General features: G+C 61.8%; 17 protein-coding genes. 2 read left to right on the forward strand and 15 right to left on the reverse strand.

Annotated elements, in window-relative coordinates; all coding sequences use genetic code 11:
* Positions 1–108: 108 nt before the first annotated feature.
* The 4 genes from ACTJLB_RS10145 to ACTJLB_RS10160 form a co-directional block, all read right to left on the reverse strand.
* Positions 109–597 carry a metallophosphoesterase family protein gene (locus ACTJLB_RS10145; protein WP_114196815.1) on the reverse strand — a complete coding sequence of 163 codons (489 nt, stop codon included), beginning with the start codon at positions 595–597 and terminating at the stop codon, positions 109–111.
* Between the two features lie 75 nt (positions 598–672).
* A complete protein-coding gene (locus ACTJLB_RS10150) occupies positions 673–1,248 on the reverse strand; it encodes a TMEM175 family protein (protein ID WP_087752577.1) in 576 nt (191 codons plus the stop codon).
* Between the two features lie 95 nt (positions 1,249–1,343).
* Positions 1,344–2,744, reverse strand: a complete 1,401-nt coding sequence (locus ACTJLB_RS10155; RefSeq protein WP_440783164.1) for an FAD-containing oxidoreductase — start codon at positions 2,742–2,744, stop codon at positions 1,344–1,346.
* A 126-nt stretch (positions 2,745–2,870) separates the two neighbouring features.
* Positions 2,871–5,168, reverse strand: a complete 2,298-nt coding sequence (locus ACTJLB_RS10160) for a putative bifunctional diguanylate cyclase/phosphodiesterase (protein ID WP_408171019.1) — start codon at positions 5,166–5,168, stop codon at positions 2,871–2,873.
* A 252-nt stretch (positions 5,169–5,420) separates the two neighbouring features.
* Between ACTJLB_RS10160 and ACTJLB_RS10165 the strand changes: the two genes are divergently transcribed.
* Positions 5,421–6,014: a lysozyme inhibitor LprI family protein gene (locus ACTJLB_RS10165; RefSeq protein ID WP_440783165.1), complete on the forward strand. Its 594-nt coding sequence runs from the start codon at positions 5,421–5,423 to the stop codon at positions 6,012–6,014.
* Here the strand turns inward: ACTJLB_RS10165 and ACTJLB_RS10170 are convergent.
* From ACTJLB_RS10170 to ACTJLB_RS10185, 4 genes are all read right to left on the reverse strand, one after another.
* A complete protein-coding gene (locus ACTJLB_RS10170; RefSeq protein WP_020065460.1) occupies positions 6,011–6,541 on the reverse strand; it encodes a nucleoside deaminase in 531 nt (176 codons plus the stop codon). The two genes, ACTJLB_RS10165 and ACTJLB_RS10170, sit on opposite strands and share 4 nt — an antisense overlap.
* Before the next feature lie 80 nt (positions 6,542–6,621).
* Entirely contained in the window at positions 6,622–7,764 is a 1,143-nt protein-coding gene (locus tag ACTJLB_RS10175; RefSeq protein WP_020065459.1) for a BMP family ABC transporter substrate-binding protein, read from the reverse strand.
* Positions 7,765–7,920: 156 nt separating this feature from the next.
* Positions 7,921–8,274, reverse strand: a complete 354-nt coding sequence (locus tag ACTJLB_RS10180; protein ID WP_440783167.1) for an ArsR family transcriptional regulator — start codon at positions 8,272–8,274, stop codon at positions 7,921–7,923.
* Between the two features lie 62 nt (positions 8,275–8,336).
* Positions 8,337–9,770 (reverse strand): aminotransferase-like domain-containing protein, encoded by a 1,434-nt coding sequence (locus ACTJLB_RS10185; RefSeq protein ID WP_408171015.1) that lies wholly within the window; start codon positions 9,768–9,770, stop codon positions 8,337–8,339.
* 167 nt (positions 9,771–9,937) lie between these two features.
* Between ACTJLB_RS10185 and ACTJLB_RS10190 the strand changes: the two genes are divergently transcribed.
* A complete protein-coding gene (locus ACTJLB_RS10190) occupies positions 9,938–12,286 on the forward strand; it encodes an FdhF/YdeP family oxidoreductase (protein ID WP_440783168.1) in 2,349 nt (782 codons plus the stop codon).
* A 50-nt stretch (positions 12,287–12,336) separates the two neighbouring features.
* Here ACTJLB_RS10190 and ACTJLB_RS10195 read toward each other — a convergent pair whose 3' ends face one another.
* The 7 genes from ACTJLB_RS10195 to ACTJLB_RS10225 all read right to left on the reverse strand — a co-directional run bounded on the left by ACTJLB_RS10195 (position 12,337) and on the right by ACTJLB_RS10225 (position 21,360).
* Entirely contained in the window at positions 12,337–12,840 is a 504-nt protein-coding gene (locus ACTJLB_RS10195) for a M48 metallopeptidase family protein (protein ID WP_020065455.1), read from the reverse strand.
* A gap of 79 nt (positions 12,841–12,919) precedes the next feature.
* A complete protein-coding gene (locus tag ACTJLB_RS10200; RefSeq protein WP_440783169.1) occupies positions 12,920–14,218 on the reverse strand; it encodes an L-fuconate dehydratase in 1,299 nt (432 codons plus the stop codon).
* Between the two features lie 42 nt (positions 14,219–14,260).
* Positions 14,261–15,202: an ABC transporter substrate-binding protein gene (locus tag ACTJLB_RS10205; protein WP_440783170.1), complete on the reverse strand. Its 942-nt coding sequence runs from the start codon at positions 15,200–15,202 to the stop codon at positions 14,261–14,263.
* 89 nt (positions 15,203–15,291) lie between these two features.
* The gene (locus tag ACTJLB_RS10210; protein ID WP_087752586.1) at positions 15,292–16,317 is read right to left on the reverse strand and encodes an ABC transporter permease; all 1,026 of its coding nucleotides are present in this window, start codon (positions 16,315–16,317) and stop codon (positions 15,292–15,294) included.
* 16 nt (positions 16,318–16,333) lie between these two features.
* Positions 16,334–17,845, reverse strand: coding sequence for a sugar ABC transporter ATP-binding protein (locus ACTJLB_RS10215; RefSeq protein ID WP_020065451.1), 1,512 nt, complete (start codon positions 17,843–17,845; stop codon positions 16,334–16,336).
* A 305-nt stretch (positions 17,846–18,150) separates the two neighbouring features.
* Positions 18,151–18,918, reverse strand: coding sequence for a class I SAM-dependent methyltransferase (locus ACTJLB_RS10220; RefSeq protein WP_440783171.1), 768 nt, complete (start codon positions 18,916–18,918; stop codon positions 18,151–18,153).
* Positions 18,919–20,286: 1,368 nt separating this feature from the next.
* Positions 20,287–21,360: a phytanoyl-CoA dioxygenase family protein gene (locus ACTJLB_RS10225; protein ID WP_440783172.1), complete on the reverse strand. Its 1,074-nt coding sequence runs from the start codon at positions 21,358–21,360 to the stop codon at positions 20,287–20,289.
* Positions 21,361–21,463: the final 103 nt, after the last annotated feature.

Below are 21,463 nucleotides of genomic sequence, written 5' to 3' on the forward strand. Positions count from 1 at the left end.
ATCAGGCTTGATTGCAGTAATCGCGCTAGCGAAGCCGACTCACCGCGCGGCATCCCAGTTACATCGAAAGTAGGCGTACGACGGGCCGGCAGATTTGCCGGCCCGTTTTCATTTCAGCAGCAGATCGAATCTCGCCTGCGCGCGCGATCCTTCGACCGTCAGGATGCCCGCCGACACCGGCAGCTTGAAGCGCCGCGGCCCCGCACTGCCGGGGTTGATGAACAGCACGCCGTCGCGCTCGGTGATCGACGGCTTATGCGAATGGCCGGTCACCACCACGCCGATACCGTCGTTGCGCGGATCGGCTGGCACGTCGGCGATGTCATGCACGACAAGTATCGCGACCTGCTGCACGTTGAGCGTCGCATGCGTAGGCAGCGACGCGGCCCACTCGCCGGTGTCGTTATTGCCGCGCACTACGGTGAGCGGCGCGATCTGACGGAGCGCCTCGAGCACGGCCTCGTTACAGATGTCGCCCGCGTGAATGATGGCGTCGCAGCCCGCGAGGTATTCGAGCGCTTCGGGACGCACGAGGTTGTGCGTGTCGGAGATGAGGCCGATGCGGCTCGACGGCGCGCGGCGAGTAGATGAAGTCATGACGACAGTATCCGTGAAGCTCGAGTCTGGTCGCAATTAGCCTCGTTGCACGAAGGCGGTCGCCCGCAAGCACGCTCAGGCTTCCATCACATGCTCGATGCGCCGGTCCGGCACGAGCCACCATGCCGCAGCAAGCGCGTAGAGCGCCGCCGAAATCCACGGTGCGACGAACGCGAGCGCAATGCCCGCCAGATAAATCGCCACCGACACTTTCCCTTTGATGTCGTTGCCCACCGCTTTTGCGAGCGTCGAGTCACGACCGTGCGCACGGATCAGCGTGCGCGTCAGGATGAAGTACGCGATGGCCGACATGAACAGCACGACGCCGTACATGGCGGTCGGCCACGAGGCCAGATGATTTTCGCCGACCCAATGCGTGACCGCGGGAAGCAGCGACAGCCAGAACAGCAGATGCAGATTGGCCCACAGCACGCCGCCGTTGACCCTTTGCACCGCATGGAACATGTGATGATGATTGTTCCAGTAAATGCCCACGTAGATGAAGCTCAGCACATAGGCGGCGAATACCGGCACGAGCGGAGTCAGTGCGGCGAGATCGAAGCCTTCCGGTACCTTGATTTCCAGCACCATGATCGTGATGATGATGGCGATCACGCCATCGCTGAAGGCTTCGACACGTCCCTTGCCCATCGGCTGTTCCTCGAATGAATGCGATTGAATGCGATTGAATGCGGGGCGATTATCCGCGATGGCGCGACGCTTTGTCGACGCGCGCCGCGCTCGCGTTACTTCAGCGGCTTCAGACCGTCGAGCAAAGTCGGCACCAGTTCGCTGATGGTCGGGTGAATGTGCATCGCGTATTGCAAGGTGGGATACGGCGCGCCCGCCGTCATGATGTCGATGATGGTATGGATCGCCTCGTCGCCTTCTATACCGTGGATCGCCGCGCCGAGAATCTGCCGGGTGTGCGGGTCGGCAAGCACCTTCATGAAACCGTCGGTCTCGCCGCGCTCGCGAGCGCGGCCCACGCGCGACATCGGCATGGTCGCGATCAACGCGTCGCGGCCGCTCTTGCGCACGTCGTCTTCGGAAAGGCCCACGCGCGCGAGCGGCGGGTCCACGAACACCGCGTACGCCATGATCCGTTTGTCGACAGTGCGCGTGCCGCCATCGAACAGATTGGCCGCGACGATCTGATAATCGTCGTAGGACGTATGCGTAAATGCGCCTCGCCCGTTGATGTCGCCGATCGCCCATACGCCCGGCACGTTGGTGCGCAACTGGCCGTCCACGGGAATCGTGCCATGCCGGTCGGTTTCGATGCCGGCTGCGGCAAGACCGAGATCGTCGGTATTCGGTTTGCGGCCGGTTGCGAACAGCAGGTGCGACGCCTCCAGCGCGGGAACATTCTGCTCGAAGCCGATACACACTTCATTCTCGCGATGCGGATGCGGCTCCACGCGCGAAGGCTGCACTCCGAAACGGAACTCCACGCCCTCACGCGCCAGCACGCTCTGCACCGACTCCGCAAAGTCGGCGTCCTCGCGCGTGAGCACACGATCGCCGCGCACCAGCACCGTCACTTCGCTGCCGAAGCGGCGAAACACCTGCGCGAATTCGAGCGCGATATAACTTCCCCCAACAATCACGAGCCGGCTTGGCAACTCCGTGATCTCAAGCAGACTCGAGTTGGTGTAATAGCGGGCTCGCTCGATCCCTTCAAGCGGCGGCACCACGGCGCGCGTGCCCGTATTGAGGAAAATCTCGTCCGCGCTCAGTTCGTTCAGCACGCCTCCGTCTGGCCCGCTGACGGCAAGCGTGTGCGGCCCGGTGAAGCGCGCATGGCCGTTGAATACCGTGAGGTTCCTGGCGCCCCGCAGCCAGGCCTCCACGCCGTCGTGCGACTGGCCCACGATCTTGTCCTTGCGCGCCTTGACCGCCGCCATATCCACACCGACCGCGCCGCCGATATGCACGCCGAGCCTCGCCGCATGGCGCGCCACGTGCGCCGCGCGGGCGCTCGCCACGTACGCCTTAGTCGGCGTGCAGCCGACGTTCACACAGGTCCCGCCGAACGCCGCGCGTTCAATGACCGCCGTGCGGCGGCCGCTTTTGCCAAGACGCACGGCGAGCGGCGCGCCGCCCTGTCCCGTGCCGATCACAACCGCGTCGAAGTGCTGTGCCATCGCAAGTCTCCTGGGGCTCAGATGCAGGTCGTTGCATCTTACGCCCAGTCTTCAGCGCGGTTATGTCACGCTGCCGATCCTCGCGGATTGAGAACCCTCGCGACATACGCCAACGCGGCGAGCGGATCACGTCGCCGCATACACATCCGCCAACGCGCGTGCATACGCGCTCGCTCCCACTGGCCGGCTGTACAGATAACCCTGCTGTTTGTCGCAATCGATCGAACGAAGGAATGCGGCCTGCTCGGGCGTCTCCACGCCTTCCGCGGTGACGTTCATACCAAGCGAGTGCGCCATGGCCACCACGGCCTGCGTGATCGCGATCGAATCGCGATGATCGGGCAAGCCCGCCACGAACGACCGGTCTATCTTCAGGTTGTGCAACGGAAAGCGTTTCAGATACGACAGCGACGAATAGCCGGTGCCGAAGTCGTCGACGGAAATACGCACGCCCGTCGCGCTCAACGCAAGCAGCATGGGCAGCACGGTGTCGCTGTCGCTCATCAGAAGCCGCTCGGTGATTTCCAGTTCGAGCGCCGCCGGCTCAAGCCCGGAGTGGTCCAGACAGCGCCTGATCCGCTCCACCAGACCGTCGTTGAACTGGCGCGGCGACAGATTCACCGCGACGATCAGATCCGGCGCGAGCGTGCGCCGCCATTGCGCCGCCTGCTCGCAGGCACGGGCGAGCACCCAGTCGCCGATCTCGACGATCAGTCCCGCGTCTTCCGCAACCGGAATGAACTCGGCCGGCGAGACATTGCCAAGCTCGCTGTTGTACCAGCGCAGCAGTGCCTCCGCGCCGATGGTCCGGCCGGCGTGACTATCGACGATCGGCTGATACACGAGACTGAGCTCGTGGGCGGCGAGCGCGCGGCGCAGCGACTGCTCGATCAGGAACCGGCGTTGCAGTTGCTGATTGAGCTCCGCCGTGAAGAACTGGAAGTTGTTGCGCCCGCGCTGTTTCGCGTGATACATCGCCGAGTCGGCGTTGCGCATCAGCGTAGGAGCGTCCTGGCCGTCTTCGGGAAAGCGGCTGATGCCAATCGACGCGCCCAGGTAGTACTCGTTGTCCGCCACCGCGAACGGCACCGCGATTTCCCCGAGGATGCGACGCGCGAGGCCGACTATCTGCTCGTTGCATTCGCAGGCGCTCACCACGATCACGAACTCGTCGCCGCCCACGCGCGCGAGTGTATCGTCCGGGCCGACGCAGCCGGCAAGCCGCTCGGCGACCCGTCTCAGTAACGCGTCGCCGGCCTCATGACCGGCCGTGTCGTTGACCTTCTTGAATCCGTCGAGATCGACGAACAGCACGGCAACGCTCGTAAGCTCGCCGCTGTAATTCGGGTTGCCGGGTGCGAACAGGCTGTTCATGCGCTCCGTCAGATAGGCCCGGTTGTAGAGCCCGGTGAGGGAATCGCGCGTCGCGAGAAATTTCAACTGGCGCTGCGCCTCGCGCACCGGGCCGATGTCGGTGAACGAGATCAGTACGGAGTCGGGCTTGCTCTCGCCTGGCTTCAGAATTGGCACGACGTTCTCGGTGACCCAGATCACTTCGCCGTTCACCAGTTCGAGCGCCAGTGTGACGCCGAGCATCGGCTGGCCGCTCGCAAGCACCTGCGCGACAGGCCGCTCATGCTCGGCCACGGGCGAGCCGTCCTCGTGAAAGCCACGCACCATCACCGTGCGGATGCTGCGTCCGACGATCTGCGGACCGGTGCGCAACATGCGTTGCGCGCTCGGATTGCAGGCCAGCACGACGCCCGAGCGAGACTGCACGACAATGCCCTCGATCAGATGATCGACGACCAGCCGGTGGTGCTCCTCGCTGTTCGCAAGCCGCTGCGCCATCGCGTCCTGATGCACGGCAAGCCCGACGCTGCGGCTGATGTCGCGCAGCATCGTCTCTTCCTGCGCGGTAGGACGGCGCGGCTCGCGATGATAGACGGCGAACGCGCCCAGCACGGCGCCGGCGTCGTTCTCGAACGGCACCGACCAGCACGCGCGCAAGCCGTGCGGCAACGCAAGCGCGCGGAAGTCCGCCCATAGCGAATCCGTCTCGATGTCCTCGACTACCACCAGCCGCCGCTCGTACATCGCGGTGCCGCAAGAGCCCGCGCTCGGACCGATCGGCACGCCGTCGATCGCCGTGCTGAATTCCGCCGGCAACGACGGCGCGGCGCCCATCTTCACGTGGACGCCGTCGTCGTCGAGCAGCAGGATCGAGCACGACGCGCCCCCGCCCAGCAGCGCTTCCGCGCGGTGGCAAACTTCTTCCAGCAATTCCGGCAACGGCGTATTGCGCGTGATCAGCCGCAACACGCTACGCTCCGACGCCAACACCTCTTCGGCCAGATCCGGCCGGTAATGGCCGGCATCGGGCGTCGCTCCTACGTCCATGCGTGATGTCGCTTCGCGGTTCATATATGCGCCCCCCAACCCAACATCGGCAAGAAAGCGTAAGCAGCGCATCAGGGTATACCCGCCAAACGTGAAGATGTCCGCCGGGCGTGCTTCCGTTTGTCCTGCATTGCGCGATCCGGAGTGTCGGGCGAACCCGCGCGAGGCAACATCTGGTAATCACTCGCGGTAAGTGCCGCGTTTTTCCGGCGTCTCGATCGCACGGGATCGGACGATCATCCGTTGCATGAAAAACCATGCATCGCGGGAATCGTCATGAAAATCGTCCGCTCCGTTCTGATCGCCGCGCTGCTGATCGCGCATTCGCCCGTTCAGGCCGCAAGTTTCAACTGCACGAAGGGTCAATCCTTCACCGAGAAGATGATCTGCAGCGACACGGCGTTGTCGCGTCTGGACGACACGCTTGGGCAGCTCTACTGGAAAGCGCGCCGACGAGCGCCGGATCGGCGCGGCTTTATCGCCGACAGCGACAGCAAATGGGCCTGGCGCGAGACCAATTGCCGGGACGCGGCGTGTCTCGGCACGTGGTACGCAACACGTATCGACGAGCTTCAGCAGTTGCTGGCGAGCCTCCCGACGGGCGCGCCGCCTGCGCTGGCGCAACCCCTGGAACCTGCCGATGCGCTCAAGCCCGCGCTCAAGTCCGCGCCCCCGGAGCGCTCACGCAAGCCGTCCGTGCCTGCGAGTCCTAACGTCGAAACGGCAATGCGTCAATGCACGGCCGCGAATCCTGGAATCGCGATCGGCGAGCAGTGCCCGAGCGTCATCAAGCAGAACGACGGCCGGTGGAAATACCGGCCGCATGGCGGCGACTGGTTCTGCGGCATCGCGATGCTGGAGCGGAGCTAGCGGCTATTCCAGAACCTGCGCTGCACGTCCATTACCTCGGACTCGACTTCGGCGACCGGGCCGATCACTTCGACGCGCTTCTGACAGTGATCGAAGACATACCGGCAATCGACGCTCATGGTCGGATTCTCCGCGTGATCGCCGGTCGCCTCCAGCAGACGCTTCTCCGTCATGCCGAACACCACCCGGCCGATGTTCGCCCAATACATCGTGCCCGCGCACATGCAACACGGCTCGACCGACGTGTACAGCGTGCAGCTCCACAAGTAAGCGGGTGTGAAGTTGAGCGCCGCCACGCGAGCGAGCACCGACTCCGCATGGTTCACGGTGTCGACGTTGCCCTGCTCCATCAACACGGTTTCCTGGTCCGGGCCGACCAGCACCGCGCCGAACGGGTGATGCCCGAGCAGCGTCGCACGCTCGGCGATCCGGCTCGAATGCCGCAGATGCCGCACGATCTGCTCGTGCGTGGGCGTCAAACCTTGCGGCGGAAAGCCCGCCGCATCGGCGCCGGCTGTTGCGCTCATCTCCGCGCTCGGAACAGTCAGACTCACGGGTGTACTCCTTCTCTACTGTCGGCAGGCTGGGAGGATCGATGCAGTTCGCGTTACTTCGGCAGCGAGCCGTCGACGCCCTGCACGAACCAGTTCAAACGCAGCAGCTCCGCGTCGCTCAGCGACTTGCCCGCCGCAACCTTCACCGCCCCGGACTGATCCACGATCGGCCCGGCGAACGGATTGAACTTGCCCGAGATGATGTCATCGCGCTTCTGGCTCAACGCCTTCTGCGCAGTAGGCGACACCGCTTCGGTGTTGATATCGGCGAGATCGATCGCCTTCTCTTTCAGGCCCCACCACACCGGCGCGTTGTTCCATGTGCCCGCCATGACCTGCTGCACCAGATACGTGTAATACACGCCCCAGTTGCTCACGCACGCGCCCAGTTGCGCGTTGGGCCCGAACTTCTTCATGTTCGAATCCCAGCCGAACGCGTGCACCTTCTTCTGCTCGGCGGTCTGCATGGTCGCCGTCGAATCCGTGTTCTGGATGAGAACGTCCGCGCCCTGGCCGATCAGCGTTTCGGCGGCCTGCTTCTCGCGGCCCGGATCGAACCAGCTATTGATCCACACGACCTTGACGCGCACCTTCGGGTTCACGGAGCGCGCGCCCATCGTGAAAGCGTTGATGTTGCGCACCACTTCCGGCACCGGCACCGAGCCCACGAAGCCAAGCGTGTTCGACTTCGTCGTGTAACCGGCGACGAGCCCGGCGAGATAGGCGCTCTGGTAGGTGCGCACGTCGTACGTCGCGAAGTTGGCCGCTTTCTTGTAGCCGGTCGCGTGTTCGAACACCGTGTCCGGGAAGTCTTTGGCGACTTTCAGTTCGAAGTCCTGGAAGCCGAAGCTCGATCCCACCACGATCTTGTTGCCCTTCGACGCGAGATCGCGGAACACGCGCTCAGAGTCTGCGGACTCGGGCACGTTCTCGATGCGTGTCACCTTGATCTTGTCGCCAAACTTTGCCTCGACCTCTTTTACGCCCTGTTCGTGCGCATAGGTCCAGCCGGCGTCGCCGGGATTGCCGAGGTAGACAAACGCAATGCCGACAGGCTGCGCGGTGGCCGCCGACGCTGCCGTCGCAGCAAAACCGAGGCTGAGGCCGACGGTTGCGGCACATGCCGCAACGAGCGCGGTCCGGGCAGTCTTGATACGCAATGATCGATGCAGCGCTCGCGCCAGCGTTGTTTTCATGAATTCTCCGAAATCGATTAAGGGGTTCGCCTGGCGCCCGTTGGTGCGGGCAGGCCTCCAGCATAGGGGGCCATATTCCGAGGTCAATTTCAGAGGAAAAATTATTCGCTGTTATCCCGTGTATAACGGAACCGGTATTGCGCGCGGCGCGATTAACTAGTGAAGGCTCGGCGGCGACGTGTCGTCGCGGTCGGGCGCCCCGTCATCGCCCGCGGCACCGCTCTCGCCGAACAGCTCCGCGCACACCTCCCGGCCGCTGTCGCTCAGACGCGCGGTGCCGGCGCCCTCCTCGTCGAAAGTCGTCTCCACCAGACCGCTGTCGACGAGCACCGTCAACTGCCGCCGAAGCGCGCTCATCGGCACGTTGGCCTGCTTGGAGAGCCGTGCTAACGACCACGCGCCGCTGCGCGTCTCGCGGCGAGGCCTCGCGTCTCCCAAGCTTTCTCGATGCGCGCGCCAAAGCTGCCCCAGCACGGCGATCAGCACCGGGTCGATTTCATCGTCATCCATTCGTGTCTCCTTCTTACTGTTTTTGTCTGTCAAGCTCTGCTACACCAACGCGTGCAAGCGCTTCACGCCATCTGCGTCACCAGTTCGCCCAGTGTCTTCAACGCCGCCTCCGTTTGCGCAGTCCACGGGTAGCTGTAATTAAGCCGGATGAAATGGCGAAAATCGTTGCGCGTCGAAAACATCATGCCCGGGCCGACCGTAATGCTGCGCGCGAGCGCCGCCTGATAAAGGCGCATCGAATCGACACGCTCGGGCAACTCCACCCACAACACATAGCCGCCTTGCGGCGTCGAGATACGGGTGCCGGCAGGAAAGAAACGCCGCACCAGCGCGGTCATGATGCTCGCCTGCTGCCGGTAGACCTTGCGAACATGCCGCAGATGCCGGTCGTATGCATCCTGCCGCAGATAATCGGCGACCGCGACCTGCGGCACGGAAGGCGTAGTCAGCGTGTTCAAAAACTTCAGCTTCTCGACCTGCGCACGATAACGCCCCGGCAACGCCCAGCCTATCCGGTACGACGCCGTGAGGCTCTTCGAAAACGACGCGCAATGCAGCACGAGCCCTTGCGTGTCGAAGCTTTTCAATGCCGACGGCCGCGTCTCGCCGAAATACAACTCCTGATAAACGTCGTTCTCGATCACCGGAATCTGATGCGCGGCGAGCAATTCGACGAGTTGCCGCTTGCGCGCATCCGGCATCTGGAAACCGAGCGGATTCTGGAAATTCGGCATCACCATGCAGGCGGCGATCTTCTGCCGCTCGATGACCTGTGCGAGTGCGTCGATGTCGATTCCGTCGACCGGATGCGTCGCTACCTCGATAGCGCGCATACCGAGACGCTCGATCGCGTGCAGCATCGCGTAGTAAGTCGGCGATTCGACGGCCACTGTGTCGCCCGGCTTGGCGACCGCCTGCAGGCTCAAGTTGATCGCCTCGGTGGCGCCGAGCGTGATGACGATCTCGTCCGGATCGACCGGCATGCCGTTCTCGGTATAGCGCCGGGCGATCTGCCGGATCAGCTCCGGGTTGCCGGGCGGCAGATCGTCGATCAGGTTCCAGCTCGCCTGACGGCGCGCAATCGCGTTCGCGTACTGATTGATGCGCCGCCACGGAAATAGCGATGGATCGGGATACGGCGAGCCAAACGGGACGGCGTCGTGCGCGCGAATGCTACGAAGCGTCGACAGAACGAGGCGGCTCACGTCGACTTCCGCGGCAACGGGCGCGACCAGCGCGGCAGGCTTGCCGCCCGCCCGCCGGGTCTCGGGCCGAAACGCGTGCAGCGCGGCTTCGCGCACGAAGTATCCGGACTGCGGGCGCGTCTCGACAATGCCGCGGCTCTCCAGCAACGCGTACGCATGCAGCACCGTCTTGATGCTCACGCCATGCTGCTGGCTCGCCTGCCGCACCGAAGGAATCCGCTCACCCGCGGCGAACACGCCCCGGCGCACGGCTTCGGTGATTTCATCGGCGAGCTTTTCGTACAGTTTCAAGGACGTGGCTCAAGGAACTGGATGGTTTGAGACGCCAGTCTATGACAAATCGCGAGCAACTGTATCCCTTCCCTTTTTGATTTTCTGTATGCTGCAGTGCGATTGGAACACAGTAGTCTTGGAACATCGGCCCGAAAAGCCATGACACGACCACGCGCGGCAACATCATGAAAAAAACCGACACACGCAGCGAATCCGGCAGCGAACCTCGAATCGAGCCATACAAGCATCCGGCAGCGGGCTGGGGCGCGCTCAAGTACGTCGCCATCAACCTGATCAAGGAAAAGGTGACGGGCGGCAACTACCGCACGCTGCTCAAACAGAATCAACCTGACGGCTTCGACTGCCCCGGCTGTGCATGGCCCGACCGCGAGCATGCATCCACGTTCGAGTTTTGCGAGAACGGTGTAAAAGCGGTGGCCGCCGAGGCAACCAGCAAGCGCGTGACGCCCGCGTTCTTCGCGGAGCACACCGTCGCCGAACTGATGACGCAGTCCGACTTCGAGTTGGAGCAGCACGGCCGCCTGACCGACCCGCTCGTCTATGACGCGATGCGCGACCGCTACGTGCCGATCGGCTGGGACGAAGCGTTCGATCTGATCGCGAGCCATCTGCAGCGTCTCGACGACCCGAATGAGGCAGCGTTCTATACGTCCGGCCGCGCGAGCAACGAAGCAGCGTTCCTGTACCAGTTGTTCGTCCGGATGTACGGCACCAACAATTTCCCCGATTGCTCGAACATGTGCCACGAAGCGACGAGCCGCGGCCTGCCTCACACCGTGGGCATCGGCAAGGGCACGGTGACGCTCGACGACTTCGAACATGCCGACACGCTGCTGATCTTCGGCCAGAACCCCGCGACCAACCATCCGCGGATGCTCGGTGAACTGCGCGAGTGCGCAAAGCGCGGCGCGACGATCGTGTCGATCAATCCGCTGAAAGAACGCGGACTCGAGCGTTTTGCGAGCCCGCAGCATCCAGTGGAAATGCTGACGATGGGCAGCACGAAGATCAGCTCCGTGTTCATCCGCCCGAAGGTCGGCGGCGACTTCGCGCTCATCAAAGGCGTGGCCAAGCGCGTGATCGAACTGGATGACGAGGCTCAGGCTTCCGGGCTGGAACGCGTGCTCGACGTCGCGTTCATCGCCGAACATACGGTCGGCTTCGAGGCATTTGCCGAAGATCTGCGCGCGGAAAGCTGGGAGACCATCGTCGCCGAAGCAGGCGTGCCGTTCGAGGACGTGCTGAAGCTCGCCGACATCTACGTGAAGGGCCGCGCGGTAATCTCGACGTGGGGCATGGGCCTCACACAGCACAAGAACTCGGTGCCGACGGTACAGCTGCTGTCGAACCTGATGATGATGCGCGGCAATATCGGCCGGCGCGGCGCGGGCCTGTGCCCGGTGCGCGGACACTCGAACGTACAGGGCGACCGTACCGTGGGCATCGAAGAGAAGCCGACGCAGGCGTTTCTCGACCGGCTCGGCGAGGCCTACCGTTTCGAGCCGCCGCGCGAGCATGGGCTCGACGTGGTCAATACGATTCAGGCGATGCTCGATGGCAAGGTCAAGGTGTTCATCGGCCTTGGCGGCAACTTTTCGATCGCGACGCCCGACACGCCGCGCACGTGGGAAGCCATGCGCTCGTGCGATCTGACCGTGCATATCACGACGAAGCTCAACCGCAGCCATCTCGTGCATGGCCGCGACGCGCTGATTCTGCCGACGCTCGGCCGCACCGAGATCGACTTGCAGAACGGCGTTGCGCAAGGCGTGAGCGTCGAAGATTCGATGAGCATGGTGCACATCTCGTACGGCATGAACAAACCGGCGTCGGAGAACCTGCTGTCGGAAATCGCGATCGTCGCGCGCATGGCGCATGCGACGCTCGGCAGCGACAAGGTCGATTGGCTCGCGCACGCCGCGGATTACTCGCTGATTCGCGACGGCATCGAGAAAGTAATCGACGGCTTTCACGATTACAACGAGCGGCTCAAGCGCCCGGGCGGCTTCCACCTGGGCGTCGCATCGCGCGAGCGGATCTGGAAAACGCCCTCCGGCAAGGCGCAGTTTCTCGTGCATCCCATCGCGCTCGACACGCCGATTCATCGCGCACGAGAACAGCACGGCGAACGCCTGATGACGTTGATGACGACCCGCTCACACGATCAGTACAACACGACGATCTACGGCCTCGACGACCGTTATCGCGGCGTGTATGGACAGCGGCGCGTGCTGTTCGCCAACAAGGATGACATCGCGATGCTGGGGTTTGCCGCCGGACAGCGCGTGGACATTACGAGCGTGTGGGCCGATGGTATCGAACGTCACGCAGATGGCTTTCTGCTAGTCGAATACGACATTCCGCGCGGTTGCCTCGGCGCTTACTACCCGGAGACAAATCCGCTCGTGCCGCTGTCGTCGGTCGCGGACGGTGCGGGTACGCCCACATCGAAGTCCATTCCGGTGTTGCTGAAGGCGTCGGCTGTCGAAATGGCTGAAGCGGTCGCCGCCTGAGAAGGCCATGACGTGCCGCGCGCTTTCGTTTGGATAAACCGCGGCACGTATCAAGCCTGACTCTTCGCCGACTCGCGATGGGTCAGGTAAAGCCGCAGGTCGAATTCGATCTGGTGGTAACCCGGCTGCATGAACTCGCAGAGACGGTAGAACGCCTTGTTGTGGTCGCTCTCTTTCAGATGCGCGAGTTCGTGCACGACGATCATTTTCAGAAACTCCGGCGCCGCCGTTTTGAATAGCGACGCGATGCGGATTTCCTTCTTCGCTTTGAGCTTGCCACCCTGCACGCGCGAAATGCTGGTATGCAGACCCAGCGCGTGACGCACTACGTCGAGCTTGCTGTCGTAAGTGACTTTGTCGATCTGCTCCGCGCTGCGCAAATGCTCACGCTTCAATTCCGCGCAGTACGTGTAGAGCGCACGGTCCGTCTGGACTTCGTGCGAGTTCGGATAGCGCGCGGCGAGATAGGCGCCGAGCTGGTCGTCGGCGATCAGCTTTTTGACTTTCTCCAGCAATGCGGGCGGATAGCCGCTCAGATATTTCAGTTGATGCATGGTCGTGGCTTTGCATGAGCGCCGCTTGAAAATGCGGAACGCTGAACGCCAAGTTTACACGGCCAGGCCAGCAACGCGCTCAAGGGCGCCAAACGGGACCGTTAGGAAAGTCGTGCTGGTCGAGCGAGGCCGCGTGCATTTCGATGCTGTAGCCCGGCCGCTGCGGCGGCATATAACGGCCATTGCGGATCACGACAGGATCGACGAAATGCTCATGCAAGTGGTCCACATATTCGAGCACCCGGTTTTCGAGCGACGCCGACACGCAGATATAGTCGAACAGCGAAATATGCTGCACGTACTCGCATAAGCCGACGCCGCCCGCGTGCGGACAGACGGGCACGCCGAACTTCGCCGCCATCAGCAGTACGACGATCACTTCGTTCAAGCCGCCCAAACGGCAACTGTCCACCTGACAGAAATCGATTGCGTGCGCCTGCAGCAACTGCTTGAACATCACGCGATTATGGCAATGCTCGCCCGTCGCTACACCGATTGGCGCAAGGCGTCGACGGATCGCCGCGTGACCGAGAATGTCGTCGGGGCTCGTGGGCTCTTCGATCCACCACGGGTCGAACTGCGCGAGATGCCGCATGTTCGCGATGGCTTCGTCCACATCCCACACCTGATTCGCGTCCATCATCAGCTTGCGGTCCTGGCCGATCTCTTCGCGCAGGATGCGAGCGCGGCGCATGTCCTCGTCGAGATTGCCGCCGACCTTCTGCTTGAAATGCGTCCAGCCTTGAGCGACGCCTTCGCGCGCGAGCCGGCGAATCTTGTCGTCGTCATAGCCGAGCCAACCCGCCGACGTCGTGTACGCAGGATAGCCGTGCGCGAGCATTTCGTTCTCGCGCCCGCTTCTGGTGGCTGCGTGACGATGCAGCATCGCGATGGCTTCCTGCGGCGTGATCGCGTCCGTCACATAGCGGAAGTCCAGACATCGCACCAGTTCTTCCGGGCTCATGTCGACAAGCAGTTTCCAAACCGGCTTGCCTTCCGCCTTTGCCCATAGGTCCCAGGCCGCGTTGACGACCGCAGCCGTGGCGAGATGGATCGCGCCCTTGTCCGGACCGATCCAGCGCAACTGGCTGTCCGAGGTCAGCATGCGCCAGAAAGCGCCCATGTCCGAAGCAATCTCTTCCAGCGTTCTACCGACGACGAGCGGAGCGAGCGCCTCCACCGCCCTCACGCAGATCTCGTTGCCGCGGCCGATCGTGAATGTCAGCCCATGGCCGGTAAGCGCGTGCGGCGCATCCGTTTCAAGGGTCACGTAGGTGGCCGAATAATCGGGCGCGGCGTTCATCGCATCGGAGCCGTCGAGCGAGCGCGAAGTCGGAAACCGGATGTCCCTGACGGACAGCGTGGTAATCGTGGTCATGTGAGCACGCTCCTCGACGGCAGTTCGTTAAGCGACGATCAATCAATCGTAGAGCACTGCGGCGATCTTCGGATCGTTCATGTTGCTCTTGTCGTACCAGTAAAACCCAGTGTCGACTTTCTTCGGCAGCTTCTCGCCCTTGAGCGCTTTCACTGCGGAATCGACGACGCATTTACCGATCCCGATCGGGTTCTGCGTGATCGCGCCGGCCATCAACCCGGAGTTGATGTCGTCTTTCTGCTCCTTGCCGGAGTCGTAGCCGATCAGCACGAGCTTCTTGCCCGATTCCTTGACACCGATAGCCGCGCCTTCCGCCGAACCCTCATTGGCGCCGAAAATGCCCTTCAGATTCGGATTCGCCTGGATCATCGCCTTGGCGATTTCGGCGGACTTCAGATGGTCCCCGCCGCCGTACTGCACCGAGACGATCTTGACGTTCGGATGCTTGCTTTTCATTTCGTTGAGGAAACCGTCGCGGCGGTCAATGCCCGTGCGACTCGTCTGATCGTGCACGATGACGCCCACTTCCCCTGCATTGCCGATCGCCTCGGCCATCTTGTCGGCAGCGAGCGCGGCGGCGGCAAGATTGTCGGTCGAGCAGGTCGTGAGCGGAATGTCGCTGTCTACGCCCGAGTCGAACGCAATAACCGGAATCTTCGCGGCCTGCGCTCTTCGCAGCAGCGGGATGGCCGCCTTGCTGTCGAGCGCGGCGATGCCGAGCGCCTGCGGTTTTTTCGCGAGCGCTGCCGACAGCATGTCGATCTGCTTGTCGACCATGGCTTCCGTCTCCGGTCCTTCGAAGGTGATTCTGACCTTGTGTTCCTTCGCGCCCTGTTCGGCGCCTGCCTTGACCGCCTGCCAGAACTGGTGCTGGAAGCCCTTGGAAATGAGCGGAATGTAGACCTCGTCCGCGTTTGCGAGATTCGCGCCGCCGACGAGCGCGCCGACGCCTATCACGACGCCGAATAGTTTGCGATTCAACATGAAATATCTCCTCCTGAGGTGTGGACCCTTCTTCTTCAGCTGTGCAGGAAGCCTTGTGGCGCCTCCCGTTGTTGATATTGTCGCGAGCGTCAGCTCTTCCTGCGTCGCAAGATGTCCGCGTAGACCGCGAGAATGATGATGAGGCCAGTCACCACGATCTGCCATTCCTGAGCAACGGACATGATGCGCAAGCCGTTGGTCAGCACGCTCATAATGAATGCGCCGATGATGGTGCCGAGTATCGTGCCCGAGCCGCCCGAAAGCGAGGTCCCGCCGATCACCACGGCCGCAATCGCTTCGAGCTCGTAACCCTGGCCGAGCGCCGGCTGCGCCGAATTCAGGCGCGACGCGATCAGCAACCCCGCAATACCGCAAATTGCGCCGCCCAGGCCGTAAATGGCGATCTTCCACCTGTCGACGTTCACGCCCGAAAGCCGCACCGCTTCTTCGTTGCTGCCGAGCGCGAACGTGTAGCGGCCAAGCGCCGTGCGATTGAGCGTGACGGAACTCACGATTGCGAGAAAGAACAGAATCAGCACTGCGTTGGGGATCGGCAGGCTCGGCACCAGATAACCGATCAACGAGTCCTGCGAAATCATGTAGAAGTTTTCGGTGTCGGTGAAATAGATCGGCTTGTCGGCCGACACGACAAGCGAGAGCCCCTTGAGCAGCAGCATCATGCCGAGCGTCGCGATAAACGGCGGTATTTTCATCTTCGCGGTGAGCGTGCCCGAAATGGTGCCGCAGATCGCGCCCGTGCCGATCGCGGCAAGCACGCCGAGCCACATCGGCAAATGCCAGTACGTGAGAAACACGCCGCAAATGACCGCGGTGAAGGTCATCAGCGTGCCGACGGACAGATCGATGCCGCCGGTGATGATGACGAACGTGGAGGCAATCGCGAGAACTCCGTTGACCGCCGTCGCCTGCAGAATGCCGAGGATGTTGTCCATCTGCATGAAAGCGGGCGACGCGAAGCTGAAAAACACCAGCAACAGGATCAGGCTTGCGAAGGCGAGCAGCTTCTGCAAAGCAGTCGGCGAGAAGATGCGGGCTCTCAGGCCGGTTAAGCGCCGCTGGCCGGTCAGCGCGGAAGAATCGGGTTGCATTGTCATAGCGTCCTCTCGCGGCTCACGCCGCTTTCAGTGTTTGGCGCTGCGTGGCCAGATGCATGATGCGCTCCTGGGTCGCCTGCTCCGCCGGGAGTTCGCCGGTGATACGGCCCTCGCACATCACGACGACACGGTCGCTCATGCGCAATATCTCCGGCAGTTCCGACGAAATCATCACGATCGCCTTGCCCTCGTCCGCGAGCGAGCGCAGCAGCTTGTAGATTTCGCTCTTTGCGCCGACGTCGATGCCGCGCGTCGGTTCGTCGAAGAACAGTACGTCGCAGTCGCGCTCCAGCCACTTCGCGATCACGATCTTCTGCTGGTTGCCGCCCGACAGCAGCCGTACTTGCTGCGCGGCGGACGGCGTGCGAATCGCGAGCAGATTGATGAAGTGGGACGCGCGGCGGCGCATCCGCGCGCGGCGCAGAAAAAAGTTGAGCGACAGGAAATTGCGCAGGTTCGACATGACGATGTTCGATTCCACATCCATGCCGGTGGCGAGCCCGAAACGCTTACGGTCCTCCGACAGATAGCCGATGCCATGCGCGACGGCGTCGCTCGGCGTTCTGATCGAGGCCTTCGCGCCTTTCACGAAGATCTCGCCGGACTCGACCGGATCGGCGCCGAACACGGCTCGCGCGACCTCGGTCCGGCCCGCGCCCATCAGGCCGGCAAAGCCTAATATCTCGCCCTTGCGCAGCGTGAAACTCACGTCCCGCACGAGCGGGCCGGCGTGGAGGTTTCTGACTTCGAGCGCGATCTCGCCTTGCGACGCAGCGCGCCCGGCGGGCGCAACGTCGCTCAAGGTGCGCCCGACCATCATGCCGATGATCGCCTCGACGCTCGTGTCGGCGGCGGCGACGGTGGCCACGTACTCTCCGTCGCGCAGTACGGTGACGCGATCGGCGATCTGCTTGAGCTCGTCCATCTTGTGCGAGATATAGACGACGCCGACGCCACGCTGCTTCAGTTCACGGATGATGCGAAAAAGCTCGGCGATTTCGGCGTCGTTGAGCGCCGACGTAGGCTCGTCCATGATGAGCACGCGCGAGTCGAACGACAAAGCCTTGGCGATTTCGACCATCTGCTGGCTCGCAACCGTGAGGTTGCCGACCATGGCGCGCGGGTCGATATTCACATGCATGCGCGAGAGGATTTCGCGCGCCTTCGCGTTGAGTTTGTCTTCGTCGAGAAAGAGACCAAGCCGCCCGCGAGGCTCGCGGCCGATGAAGATGTTCTGGGCGACCGTCAGGTGATTCATCAGTTGGAGTTCCTGATGAATGATGCCGATGCCCGCGGCTTGCGCGTCACGCGGGCTCTGCAACTCCACCGGCTGTCCACCGAGGAGAATCTCGCCGGAATCGCGGGTGTAGACGCCGGCGAGGATTTTCATCAGCGTCGATTTGCCGGCGCCGTTTTCGCCCATCAGCGCGTGGACTTCGCCCTCGACCAGGTCGAACTGAACGTCGTGAAGCGCCCGCACGCCGGGAAAGCTCTTGCTGAGCTTTTTGACGGAAATCAACGGGGTCATGGCGCGAAGCCGATGGCGAGCGAGCGGCGAACGCCCGCATCAACCCGGGAGACGGGTCGCGAAAGCGCCGGGCGGCCCGGCATTATTCGAATGAAATCGCAACGAGAAGCCAGGCACATTGCTGGACCCCCAAACCGATGTGCGACGATTCTACGACGCGCGGCGGGAGCGGCTCAAGCTCAGGCATTCCCCAGTGTGTGCAGTGCTTACGTGGTGGGGTTTGTGCACAGTTTGGGATTGGGGGTGGGGGTGGCGGGTAAGCCGATACCAATATTGTCTGACAAGGATCCTGCGGGCGGATGCTTTTATCGCACGCCGTGATCATATGCAAGGTTGTAGACCTCGCTAGCTTCCGCCTCCCATTGGACTTTCGGCGAGCCTGTTTTCCGTACAAGACAAGCGCTGAGAAGATGACCACCGGGCCCGTCATCAAGACCAGGCTGCGTGTGCGCTACAGCGGTTGTCTCGGGCGCAATTCTGCAACGCAGGGCGCGCCCCGCATCGACAATCTCGAAACCGGTATGCGCATTGAACAGGCCGTTCCATGCGTCCTTGGAGAAGCGCCAAAAATCCCACGGCTGATCGTGCAGAGGGAACGTGTGATGCGACTGGATATAGGCGAGGCCGCCGATCTTAAGAGCCTTGTTCATCTCAAGCGCGACCATCCACGGCATCAGCAGATGTTCGAAGACCGACACCGAGAAGATCGTATCGAAAATCCCACCACGCACGTGACGACTTAGATGATGCGCGTCGCCGACAATGTCGACGTTAGAGCCGGCCGCGATGTCCAGACCGTAGTACTCGGCCTCTGGGTGCACGAGATGCCGATTTGTGTTGCCGCTTCGCGCGCGCGAACCGATCTCCAGAACCTTGTCACTAGGTTTTGATTCGCTCAGCAGCCGCTGCGTCATACTGCTGAACTGCGCGTTCTCCATGTCTTCAAGCATCGTGCCCGGCGCTTGCAGAACCACATCGCCGAAGCGCAGAGAGAGATCGCGATTGTCGATGACAGGCAGTAGAGATGCGGCGATCTTGAAGCCCCACTTTTCGGGAGTTCCTCCATGCACCACTGCGACATCCGGACGTGCGATAGACAGAGTTGTCGAGGGAACGGGTACACCTCGATACAGAACCTCCGGCGCGCCGTGTTCGCACCATCCGTCGACAATCAGAAAGCCTCGGAAAACCGAACACGTGTCCAAGTGGTATAGCATAGGTTTCTCGGAATTTTTTGTAAGTCGACAATCATAGCTCAGACAATGGTGGTGGCGAATGCCAATGCATTGGGCATCGATAATTGATCGCGAGGTGTAACTCAGCGTCAGCATCAACTCGGTCTTGATGCCCGCCGGCGCACCTTCTTTTCGGTGCTGTACCCGACTGGCGAATTCAGATACGGGTCAGCGATCGTCCACGATATCCACTGGGTATGCGAAGGCCAGCTACAGCAGTAGGAGCATTTGGCCGAACCGACGACACCGCCTAAAGGGTATTGACCGGCCGCGCTCAGGGAAAGTTGAATTCGGACGACCTTACTTTCGGCTCGCCACAGTGGGACACCACCGGCGCGGAATTCATGCGCGGCGTATATCTAGCAACGGGCGGTGATCCCCACGAGTTCAGACGCGTCGACCTCTGAGCCAGAAGCGGCGTCTTAGCCGATGAGTTGGGCCAGCCGAGCAGTAGCGCACCCAAGCATACAAACGACATGGTGAGACACAAGATGCCTGCGACTAAGTCGTACGGATATTTCATGCGATCCCCCGATTTCTCAGCCAGCAAGAATACGGTGGACCGAAATGGCGCACTGTTAAGGATGGTTAGAGATGAGAAACGAGCGCGCGGCGGGCTCGTGGGGACCTGTCGGCACCAGGCGTAATCTTGCTCGGCAGGCAGCCGTGCACCCAATCTTCTTGTCGCCCACTGGAGACAGAGCCGCGCTCTTATCAGCCACTTCGCTAAGGTATTCAACCGCCAAGAAGGACACGCTGCGTTGCTCAATGTCCTTGAGCACTTCCTCTCACTTGCGCGTATACCTGGAGCTGATCGTACCGCCCCAGTATTTCTTCCCATCCTTTTCCATCGACCATGGATCCGAATGCTCGCGATGACTCCGTTCGACTTAGTCCTCGCCTTGGGAGCTTAGCCGCGTGCGTTTTTCGCGCCGATGTCGGCGATGCCACTTTGCTTTCTCGGGCGCCTCGGTCTCAGCGGTTGTCTTATCGAGAATTGGATTCTTCCGTTTACCAAAGCGTAGCGGGGCCTTTCTCACTGCCGGATTCAACGATGCAACTGACGCTGTGATCATCGCTTACCAAGACTCGCCCCAAGATCCGCTTATGCCAACCTCGGAACCGTCGAGGCGTCAGATGATCGATGGAAGCCCCGCTACCTGCGTCGCCTTGAATGAAGAGCCTCCTGCCGTCGCCGGAATGATGTTATGACCAGCGGCGCCCTTCGCGCCGGCCATGCTCCAGATAGTGCTCGGTCGCGTCCGCACCCGCGTTAGCGACATCTGGATTGAGGCGGAGGTATCCAGCAGGATCAAAGTCAGAGGGCGGCGCCGGTTTCACGTAGCGCTCGAACGCGTTTGGCATGCTGCGCTCGATGACCTCGTGGTCTACTTCAACGCCAGAATAAACGTTCGGCTGAATAAATCCAGTAGATGCGTCTTTGATCTGCCGGTAGTAGGTGCGTCCGAACGCCGGGTCTGAAACCACTGGCGTGTAGTAGACACAGTTTTCGAAGTAGTAGTGCGTGACTTGGCTCCAACGAGTCCGAGCCGGGTCCGTCTGCTTTGATCCGCCGTGTAGCAGGTTGGCCGCCCATATGAGTGCTTGCCCTTTCTTTGCGTGGAATGTCTTTGCGTCAATTCCAGCCGCGGCAATAAGTTGACGCCACAGATCAAGGTACTGCGGGTAGTGCCCGGTTGGTTTGTACTGTGTAGCCGAGCACACGCCCATGTGCTCATTCGCATAGGTCGGGAACTTGTGGCTGCCCGGGTAGTACTCCAGCGCACCGTTGCTCCCATCGACGTCTTCAAGCGCAACCCAGACACCACACATGAAACGTTCCGGGACGCTCGAAAAGTGGATGCTGTCATTGTGGATAGGCTGCTGCGTTCCGACCGGAAAATTTAGTGTCTGGAATGGAATAGCGCGGCGGCCATATATGTCGCCAAGCAGTTTCAGAACAGCGGGATTCGTGGCGATTGCCCGAACATCCGCATCTGATTCCCACGCGTCCTGAACGCGGAGGCTGTCGTTCTTGTGCCATAGTTCTTCGCGCCAGTGATCAAAATCGAACGTAGTCGAGAATTTCGACTTGATCCGCTCGGCCCGCGCATTGAATTCGGCATCCGGAAAATCAATAATCGCATACCCTTTTTCGCGCAGCTGCGATGCTATGGACAAGACTTCGGCCGAAGTCTCTTTCGCGGCAAATAACTGGTCAAAAAAAGGCGACTCAACATCAGGCACGCCGGGCAAAGGATTGACGAATCGATTATTCATTTGGATTGCGCGAGAAATACCGTCAATGTTGAAAGCCTGGATTCTAGCACTGCAGTCATCGCAGGCCATCGTCGCTTTGCTGTCATGACATGTGGTTGAGTGA

It is taken from the genome of Paraburkholderia sp. 22098 (genome assembly GCF_052045935.1).
Taxonomy (GTDB): domain Bacteria; phylum Pseudomonadota; class Gammaproteobacteria; order Burkholderiales; family Burkholderiaceae; genus Paraburkholderia; species Paraburkholderia caledonica.

Excerpts from the sequence above, each read along its gene's own strand:
- ACTJLB_RS10200 (WP_440783169.1), bottom strand. The coding sequence starts at position 14,218 with ATGACCACGATTACCACGCTGTCCGTCAGGGACATCCGGTTTCCGACT.
- ACTJLB_RS10210 (WP_087752586.1), bottom strand. The coding sequence starts at position 16,317 with ATGACAATGCAACCCGATTCTTCCGCGCTGACCGGCCAGCGGCGCTTA.
- ACTJLB_RS10145 (WP_114196815.1), bottom strand. The coding sequence starts at position 597 with ATGACTTCATCTACTCGCCGCGCGCCGTCGAGCCGCATCGGCCTCATC.
- ACTJLB_RS10150 (WP_087752577.1), bottom strand. The coding sequence starts at position 1,248 with ATGGGCAAGGGACGTGTCGAAGCCTTCAGCGATGGCGTGATCGCCATC.
- ACTJLB_RS10160 (WP_408171019.1), bottom strand. The coding sequence starts at position 5,168 with ATGAACCGCGAAGCGACATCACGCATGGACGTAGGAGCGACGCCCGAT.
- ACTJLB_RS10175 (WP_020065459.1), bottom strand. The coding sequence starts at position 7,764 with ATGAAAACAACGCTGGCGCGAGCGCTGCATCGATCATTGCGTATCAAG.
- ACTJLB_RS10170 (WP_020065460.1), bottom strand. The coding sequence starts at position 6,541 with ATGAGCGCAACAGCCGGCGCCGATGCGGCGGGCTTTCCGCCGCAAGGT.
- ACTJLB_RS10180 (WP_440783167.1), bottom strand. The coding sequence starts at position 8,274 with ATGGATGACGATGAAATCGACCCGGTGCTGATCGCCGTGCTGGGGCAG.
- ACTJLB_RS10225 (WP_440783172.1), bottom strand. The coding sequence starts at position 21,360 with ATGAATAATCGATTCGTCAATCCTTTGCCCGGCGTGCCTGATGTTGAG.
- ACTJLB_RS10215 (WP_020065451.1), bottom strand. The coding sequence starts at position 17,845 with ATGACCCCGTTGATTTCCGTCAAAAAGCTCAGCAAGAGCTTTCCCGGC.
- ACTJLB_RS10165 (WP_440783165.1), top strand. The coding sequence starts at position 5,421 with ATGAAAATCGTCCGCTCCGTTCTGATCGCCGCGCTGCTGATCGCGCAT.
- ACTJLB_RS10195 (WP_020065455.1), bottom strand. The coding sequence starts at position 12,840 with ATGCATCAACTGAAATATCTGAGCGGCTATCCGCCCGCATTGCTGGAG.
- ACTJLB_RS10155 (WP_440783164.1), bottom strand. The coding sequence starts at position 2,744 with ATGGCACAGCACTTCGACGCGGTTGTGATCGGCACGGGACAGGGCGGC.
- ACTJLB_RS10205 (WP_440783170.1), bottom strand. The coding sequence starts at position 15,202 with ATGTTGAATCGCAAACTATTCGGCGTCGTGATAGGCGTCGGCGCGCTC.
- ACTJLB_RS10190 (WP_440783168.1), top strand. The coding sequence starts at position 9,938 with ATGAAAAAAACCGACACACGCAGCGAATCCGGCAGCGAACCTCGAATC.